General features: G+C 63.1%; 8 protein-coding genes. 2 read left to right on the top strand and 6 right to left on the bottom strand.

Annotated features, from left to right (window positions below; translation table 11 throughout):
* From AC6H42_RS14620 to AC6H42_RS14610, 3 genes are all read right to left on the bottom strand, one after another.
* Positions 1 to 2147, bottom strand: a 2147-nt coding sequence (locus AC6H42_RS14620; RefSeq protein ID WP_497548359.1) for a GAF domain-containing protein, incomplete at its 3' end; no start/stop codon positions are given.
* A 125-nt stretch (positions 2148 to 2272) separates the two neighbouring features.
* Positions 2273 to 2593, bottom strand: coding sequence for an Mpo1-like protein (locus tag AC6H42_RS14615; RefSeq protein WP_497548358.1), 321 nt, complete (start codon positions 2591 to 2593; stop codon positions 2273 to 2275).
* 1 nt (position 2594) lies between these two features.
* The gene (locus AC6H42_RS14610) at positions 2595 to 3197 is read right to left on the bottom strand and encodes a helix-turn-helix domain-containing protein (protein ID WP_057155339.1); all 603 of its coding nucleotides are present in this window, start codon (positions 3195 to 3197) and stop codon (positions 2595 to 2597) included.
* 215 nt (positions 3198 to 3412) lie between these two features.
* Here AC6H42_RS14610 and AC6H42_RS14605 point away from each other — a divergent pair, with 215 nt between their 5' ends.
* Both AC6H42_RS14605 and AC6H42_RS14600 read left to right on the top strand, forming a co-directional pair.
* Entirely contained in the window at positions 3413 to 3922 is a 510-nt protein-coding gene (locus AC6H42_RS14605; RefSeq protein ID WP_497548357.1) for a GNAT family N-acetyltransferase, read from the top strand.
* 228 nt (positions 3923 to 4150) lie between these two features.
* The gene (locus AC6H42_RS14600; protein ID WP_497548356.1) at positions 4151 to 4795 is read left to right on the top strand and encodes a hypothetical protein; all 645 of its coding nucleotides are present in this window, start codon (positions 4151 to 4153) and stop codon (positions 4793 to 4795) included.
* Positions 4796 to 4867: 72 nt separating this feature from the next.
* Here the strand turns inward: AC6H42_RS14600 and tnpC are convergent, their stop codons facing one another.
* Genes tnpC through tnpA form a run of 3 tightly spaced genes read right to left on the bottom strand, consistent with a single transcriptional unit; the run spans position 4868 to position 7160 of the window.
* A complete protein-coding gene (gene tnpC / locus AC6H42_RS14595; protein WP_057154918.1) occupies positions 4868 to 6412 on the bottom strand; it encodes an IS66 family transposase in 1545 nt (514 codons plus the stop codon).
* A gap of 29 nt (positions 6413 to 6441) precedes the next feature.
* The gene (gene tnpB / locus AC6H42_RS14590) at positions 6442 to 6789 is read right to left on the bottom strand and encodes an IS66 family insertion sequence element accessory protein TnpB (RefSeq protein ID WP_057154919.1); all 348 of its coding nucleotides are present in this window, start codon (positions 6787 to 6789) and stop codon (positions 6442 to 6444) included.
* Positions 6786 to 7160, bottom strand: a complete 375-nt coding sequence (gene tnpA, locus AC6H42_RS14585; RefSeq protein WP_497548355.1) for an IS66-like element accessory protein TnpA — start codon at positions 7158 to 7160, stop codon at positions 6786 to 6788. Before tnpA ends, tnpB begins: the two co-directional genes overlap by 4 nt.
* Positions 7161 to 7267 lie beyond the last annotated feature (107 nt).

Genomic DNA, 7267 nt, shown 5'->3' with positions numbered 1-7267 from the left:
CCTGCGCCGTGGATGGTGCCGGCGTATTCCACCTGCTTGCTGCTCAGCTTGCCCTCCCGGTTCTGCTCCAGCAAGCTCGACAGGATCAGCATGCTGTTCAGCGGCGTGCGCAGCTCGTGCGACATATTGGCCAGGAACTCGGACTTGTAGGCGCTGGTGCGCTCCAGCTCGTCGGCCTTGCGGCGCAAGGCCAGGCTGGCCTGCTCGCTCTCGGCACTCTTCTGGCGTATCACCTCGCGCTGCTGCTCGAGCAGCTGGGCGCGCTCTTCCAGCTCCTCGTTGGACTGCTGCAGCTCTTCCTGCTGCACCAGCAATTCCTCGGTCTGCACCTGGGTCTGTTCCAGCAGGGCCGCCACGCGGCGGCGCGCGTGCTCGACGCCGATGGCCACCGCCACCGCCTCGGCCGCCTGGCGCAGCCACGCCAGCACGGGCGCCTCGAACTGGCCGAAGGTGCCGATCTCCACCAGCCCCACCAGCGCGCCGTTGTGCAGCAGCGGCACCGCTGCCACGGCCGCCGGCGCGGCCTGGCCCAGCGCCGAGGCCACGTCCAGGTAGGCCGGCGGCACCGGCGCCAGCACGGCGATGGCGCCGCCGCGCGCCGCGTTGCCGGCCCAGCCCTCGCCCAGCGCGAAGCCGGCGCGCGGCGCCGTGCCGGGCGTGTAGGCATGGCTGGCCGCCAGCTCCAGCCACTGGCGTTCCGGATCGTACAGATACAGCGCGCCCACGGCACCGCCCACGTGCCGCGTGAGGAAGCTGGTCACGGCCTGCGTCAGCTCAGCCAGCGCGCGCTCGCCGCGCAATTCGATGTTGAGCGTGTTGATGCCGGTCTTGGCCCAGTCCTGCAGGCGCTCCTCGTCGCGGTGCAGGCGCAGGGTGCGCGCCATGCGGGCGAAGCCGCGTCCCAGGCTCTGCTGGGCCGCGCCCATCGCGGCGATGGCGCCCACCAGCGCGCCGATCTCGTCGCGCCGCGCCACCAGCGGGCTGGCGGCCAGCGCGGGCGGCTCGCGCACTTCGCGGCTCAGGTCGCCCGCCGCAATGGCCTCCACCTGCTCGGCGCGCTCGGCGCTGTCCTTGCTGAGCGCGCTCAGGGTGTCGAGCACGCCGCGGATCTGGCCGGTCAGCGCCAGATAAGTGCCCAGCGCCAGGTAGGCGAACAGCACGCAGGCCAGCACGCTGGGCACCACGGTCCAGGCCAGGCTGGCGCGCGCGGCCGCGATGCGCCGCTCGATATGCTCGCGCAGCGCCGGCGCCAGCACTTCGTTGCCGCCCGCGTAGATCTGGTCGATCAGGCTGGTGAACTGCGCCACGTACTCCTCCGAGCTGGTGCCGAAGCGGCCGCCGATGACGTCTTCCTGCACCATGCCAAGCGCGATGCGCATGCCGGCCTCGACGTTCTGGTCGAGCCCGGTCAGCACGCCGCGCAATGAGGGGTTGTAGCTGATGACTTTATCAAGGTTGGCGGTTTGCAAATCCCGCGCGATGCGCGTGTGACCCAGCAGGCCGGCCATTTCCAGCCGCTCCGGCTCGGTGGCGGTCTTGCGCGCCAGGATGGCGGCGCCGAAGGCGCGGGTCTGGCCCAGCCGTTCCGTGAAGAAGGGCAGCTTGACGATGGTGTCCATCAAATAAAAACTGGCGATGTCGGGGTCCAGCGTCAGCGCGCTGGAATCGGCCACGTCGGAGGCCAGCACCAGCATCTTGGCGATCAGCTGCTGGTGGCGCAGGGTATTGGTCTGCTGTGGCCATTCCAGGCCGAACTGGCGCAGTGAACGCCAGTCCGCGCTCACTTCGCGCCAGCGCTGGCCGGCCAGCACCTTGGGCGGCAGCGCCTCTCCCAGGCGCAGGAAGGCCGTGTCGACCTCGGCCGCCTTGGCCTGCTGGCGCGCGGCGAAGGCCCGGTTGCCGCCGAGCAGTCCCGCAGCCAGGCCACGGTCGTGCTGCACCAGCTGGATGGCGCGGTTCAGGCGCACCAGCGCTTCCAGGCCGCGCAATTCTTCGCGGGAAGGTTCGATTACCCTGTCAAGCGCGCGGTACAGGCTGACCTGCAGCACCGCCACGGCGGCCAGCGCAAGCAAGCCCAACAACAGGAACTTGTGCGCATAGCGCAGCCTGCCCATCAAATTGATGGCGGGGTAAAACAGGGCCTTCATTTCTCTCCCGGTCAGATGTCAGCGCGTGCACTGAGGCTAGGATCGGCGAGCGACCAAGTAGTGTCAAGGAGAAAAAAAGTTTGCCGGGCGAGGCTGCGGCGTGGCCGCCACACTATATCGTCACGCTAAAAACGCACGCGGCCGATCAGCATATCGCGGTACATCACCCAATCGCCCAGCAGGCTGTAAAACGGATATTTGAACGTAGCCGGACGGTTATGCTCGAAGAAGAAATGGCCGGCCCAGGCAAAACCATAACCAGCCAGCGGAATAAACCACAGCAAGCCGTAAACTTCGCGCACCACGGCGGCGGCGATAATCAGGACGATCAGGCTGGTGCCGATAAAATGCAGGAGGCGGCAGGTTGAATTGGAGTGTTCCTGCAAATAAAAAGGGTAGAATTCCTTGAAACTGCGAAAGCGCGCTGTTCCATTCATCTTTCCCATGTCAACTCTCCTCGACGCGGCTGGCGTAACTCAGATCGGTTTCATCGCCCCATACAAATACTTTCGGCTCCTGCAATACATGCACAAGGAATTGCTGGCGTTCGCGCAGGCGGCGCCGGAAATCGGGCAGCGTATATAAATTCGGATTGATCTTGCGGCGCAAAATGCGTTCCGCCACCGGCAACCGCGACAGCAATTCGCCATAGCTGGTGTTATCGCCGATCAGCAGCAATTCAATTTTATCTTCGCTGGCTTCCTGTTCCTTGGCCGTGGCGCCATAGACGAAAGCCACATTTAGCTGGTCGCCCAGCGGCGACAATGCCGAATTCAATACGCTCACCAGGCCGAATGTCTTGCGCACCAGGCTGGATAATTCCGCATACACCAGGCTCTCTTTATTCGGCCGGAAACGGCGCACATTGCCGATACGCTCGGACACGATCAAACCGGAATCATGCAGGCGGCGCAGTTCACGCTGGGCGGATGCGCTGCCCAATCCCGTGAGGCGCATGATTTCGTTGAGGTGGAAACCGTCATTAACGCGCACGAACATCAGGCCCAGCAGCTTTTGCTGGGCGGGAGTGAAGAGGGCTTGGGCGATCATGGGCCAAATCTTAGCACGGATAAGCCAGCATCTGGCATAGCAATCCGCAGCCGCGTGCGCGGAGGCCGCATTCCACCGTAGCCGATGTGGCGCAGCCTCCACGCGCGGCCGGCCCGCGCAGCCGCTCCCGGCGCCGCCCGCCCCATCCGGCAACCCTGTGGCAAAATGGGCGCTTCCCCTCATTCGCTCCGCCCCGCCAGGACATCCAGAAGCAATTGATTAAAGCCAGTAATGAGGACCTTCAGCAACTCGTCTATATCGTTAATCAAGCCTATCGGGGCACTGGATGGACCAGTGAAGCCGAGTTAATCAGTGGCCCGCGCATTAACCTGCACACGCTGCTGGAAATAGCCGGGGGCACTGCAACCACCGTATTCTCCGCGAAAGGCGCTGACTCGGCCTTGCTCGGCTGTGTTTCCCTGAGCCCGGCGACCGATGGCCAATGGTATTTATCCATGCTGGCAGTCAACCCAGCGATTCAAGCCGGCGGCACCGGCAAAGCAATTATGGCCGCTGCAGAGAAATTCGCTGTGGAACATGGCGCCACGTCAATTAAGATTTCCGTTATTAACCATCGCGACAGCCTCATCGCCTGGTATGAACGGCGCGGCTACCGTAAAACCGGCGCTACCGAGCCTTTCCCCTACCATGACCCAACCGTCGGCAAACCACTCCGCGATGATCTCGAATTAATTACGCTGACGAAACTATTGCCCGCCATTTGACCGGCACGCTGTAAATCCTGCTTTACATTCGGCGCAAATGTGCCATCCTGTAGATGTGAGGTGTTGCTGTTCCGGACGGACTCAAGTTACCGGGCGGACATGTCACTGAAGTAAGGGGGCCGCTTTCGTAGTGGCCCCTTCTATTTTTATCGCCACGCACTGCGTCCCATCAATACTGCGACGCCCCGGCCGCGCCACCATTCCCCTTCAATTCAATCGGAGGCGGCGATGGCAGACGACTACGATACGCCTTGGAAAAATGCACTCAGCCGTTATTTTCCAGAGTTTATGGCATTCTATTTCCCGGCCATTTACGCTGACATTGACTGGCAGCAGCCGGTGGAATTCCTGGACCAGGATATGGCCCAGCTGACGCCCGACGCCGTGATCGGGCCGCGCCGAGTGGATAAACTGGCCCGCGTCTGCATGCTGACCGGGCCGGCGCAGCCAGTGCTGGTGCATGTTGAAGTCCAGAATTGGCCCGGCCGCACCTTCGCCGAGCGCATTTTCGTTTATAACTATCGAATCTATGATCGCCACAGGTGCCCGGTCACGTCGCTGGCGGTCACCGCCGATAGCGGCTACCGGCCGCCTGATGCGGCTGCCGGCCGGGCTGGAATCGAGGCTGACGCAAGCGGTAAGGAAACTTCGAAAGGAGGAAACCATGGACTATCTTCTGCCATTCGAACGCTAGGCGCTGGCGCGTGGCGAGCAAGAAGGACTCGAACGGGGCATCAGGCAGGGACAGGCACTGGTGCTGGAACGCTTGCTGGCACACCGCTTCAGCATCCTTCCGGACTAGGTCAAGCAAAGGCTGCAGGACGCGGACACTGCCCAGTTGACTGTCTGGACGGACCGCCTGCTGTACTGTAAGCGTCGACTCAGCACCGTGTTGAGTGCCGTAACAGTTTAGTTGATGATGGCTGGCCGCAGGCCAGCGTTCATTTATTTGCCAGCCACAAGGTGCTGGGAGCAGTTCCAGGGCAGGAAGTCGTCGACGCGATTGACCGGGTGGTCCGCAATGTGCGCCAGCACATGGCGCAGCCAGGCCTCAGGATCGATGCCGTTTAGCTTGGCAGTGCCGATCAGGGAGTAAATCGACGCTGCCCGTTCACCGCCGCTGTCGGCCCCAGCAAACAGGTAATTGCGGCGGCCAAGCGCTATACCACGCAGTGCCCGTTCTGCGGCCGAGTTATCGATCTCGATGCGTCCGTCGTCGCAGTATCGTGTGAGCGCCGGCCACAGCTTCAGGGCATACATAATGGCGGCCGCGGTATCGGATTTGCGTGACAGCGTTTCCAGCGTGGCACGCAGCCAACGCTCCAGTTCATCAAGCAGTGGCCGTGCTTTCGACTGGCGTACCAGACATCGCTGGTCCGGTGGTTTGCCGCGCACTTCCGCTTCGATCCCGTACAGCGCACCGATCCGTGCCAGTGCTTCGGTGGTAATGGCCGATGGCCGCGCGGCGTGCAGGTCATGGAATTTGCGGCGGGCATGCGCCCAGCAAGCTGCTTCCACCACCTGGTTCGTTTCGAAGATGGCGTTGAAGCCAGCATAAGCATCGGCTTGCAGCACGCCTTTAAATTTGGCGAGATGGGTTTGCGGATGGATACCTTTGCGATCGGGCGAGTAAGCAAACCATACAGCCGGCGGCACCTCCGACGCGCTGTCGCGGTCATCACGGACATAGGTCCAAAGTCGTGCCGTGCGGGTGCTGCCATTGCCGGGCGCCAGCACCGGGATCGGCGTGTCATCGGCATGCAGTTTGTCGGCAGCAAACACGTGACGCCGCACCGCATCGACCAGCGGGCGCAGCAAGGTATGGCAGGCACCGACCCAGTTGGCCAGTAGCGAGCGGTCCAGCTCCACGCCTTCCCGGGCATAAATCACGCTCTGGCGGTACAACGGCAGATGGTCGGCATACTTGGCCACCAGCACGTGCGCCAGCAGACCAGGCCCAGCGATGCCGCGTTCCACCGGGCGGCTCGGCGCTGGTGCCTGGACGATGGTGTCGCAGCAGGCACACGCCAGCTTGGGACGCACATGGCGGATGACGCGGAAGCTGGCGGGCACATATTCCAGTTGCTCCGCCACATCCTCGCCCAGGCGGCGCAGTGCCCCGCCACAGTCCGGGCAGGCCTGATGCTCCGGCTGGTAGACGCGTTCATCGCGGGGCAAATGTGGCGGCAACGGCTTACGTGCCTTGGATGCGGCGCGCGATTGCGGAGCGGGTTCGGCCTGCTGTGCCGCGCCGGTTTCCGCCTCCAGGTCTTCCAGCTTCAGTTCCAGTTGCTCGATCTGCCGTTCGACTTTTTCGGAACTGCGGCCAAACTGCATCCGCTGCAGTTTGGCGATCAGCAGTTTCAGATGCTCGATTTCAGCAGCGCGGGTATCCAATTGCGCCTTCAGACGCTGGACTTGCTCGTCACGCGCCAGCAGCATGGCTTTCAGGGCGGCGATGTCGTCAGGGAGGTCGGTGGCGGTGAGCATGCCCCGAGTTTACGGAATTCCGGCCACGTTTACAAGGCCGATTGGGGTCGCCACGTACGTTCCGGCCTGCGCCAGTCAATGCCTTCCAGCAGCATCGACAACTGCGCCTGCGTCAGCATCACTGTCCCGCTGGCAGCCTGAGGCCAGACGAAGCGGCCTTTCTCAAGGCGCTTGGCCAGCAGGCACAGGCCGTCACCAGTCCACCACAGCACCTTGATCATGTCACCGCGCCTGCCACGGAACACGAAGACGTGACCGCTGAAGGGATCTTCGGCCAGTGCGGTCTCCACTTTTGCCGCCAGTCCGTTCATGCCTGCACGCATATCGGTGACGCCGGCGGCGAGCCAGATGCGGGTGCCGGAAGGTAAGCCGATCATCGCAGCAGCCTGTCCAGCACCTGCGCCAATAGGTCCCGATCGACATCGCCTTCGACGCGAAGTTTCGCACGGCCCACCGTCAACTCCAGCATGGCCGCCGGACGATGATCACCGCCGGCCAACGGCTGTGCTGGTTGATCAACGATGGTCACCGGGACCAACGCGGGAGCAGTAGCCTGTGCCACAGGAAGCTGATTCGGCGCGTACCGCTTACGCCATCCGAATACCTGGTTGGTGTTGACGCCGTTTTCGCGCGCCAGCCGCGCCACCGAAACGCCGGGCTGGAACGACTGCTCCACGATGGCGCGCTTAAATTCCTCGCTGTGGTGCCGGTAGGGGCCTCGCGAGGGCTGCTTGCTGTCCGTTCCCAAATTTGTGTCCATAATCGAATTTGTGGGCACAAATTTGTTGTGCCTTCGATTCGATCATCAGAGATGCTGCCGCTTGAAGTCTAGACGGCGGCGGCTGGACGCTTACG

Source organism: Massilia sp. NBRC 108631 (genome assembly GCF_059704565.1).
The sequence above is the reverse complement of the archived record's forward strand: the minus strand, read 5'-3'. Positions and strand labels throughout refer to the sequence as shown.

What these genes read in the sequence shown, in the direction of transcription:
- AC6H42_RS14610 (WP_057155339.1), bottom strand. Translation starts at nt 3,197, where the DNA reads ATGATCGCCCAAGCCCTCTTCACTCCCGCCCAGCAAAAGCTGCTGGGC.
- AC6H42_RS14600 (WP_497548356.1), top strand. Translation starts at nt 4,151, where the DNA reads ATGGCAGACGACTACGATACGCCTTGGAAAAATGCACTCAGCCGTTAT.
- tnpC (WP_057154918.1), bottom strand. Translation starts at nt 6,412, where the DNA reads ATGCTCACCGCCACCGACCTCCCTGACGACATCGCCGCCCTGAAAGCC.
- AC6H42_RS14615 (WP_497548358.1), bottom strand. Translation starts at nt 2,593, where the DNA reads ATGGGAAAGATGAATGGAACAGCGCGCTTTCGCAGTTTCAAGGAATTC.
- tnpB (WP_057154919.1), bottom strand. Translation starts at nt 6,789, where the DNA reads ATGATCGGCTTACCTTCCGGCACCCGCATCTGGCTCGCCGCCGGCGTC.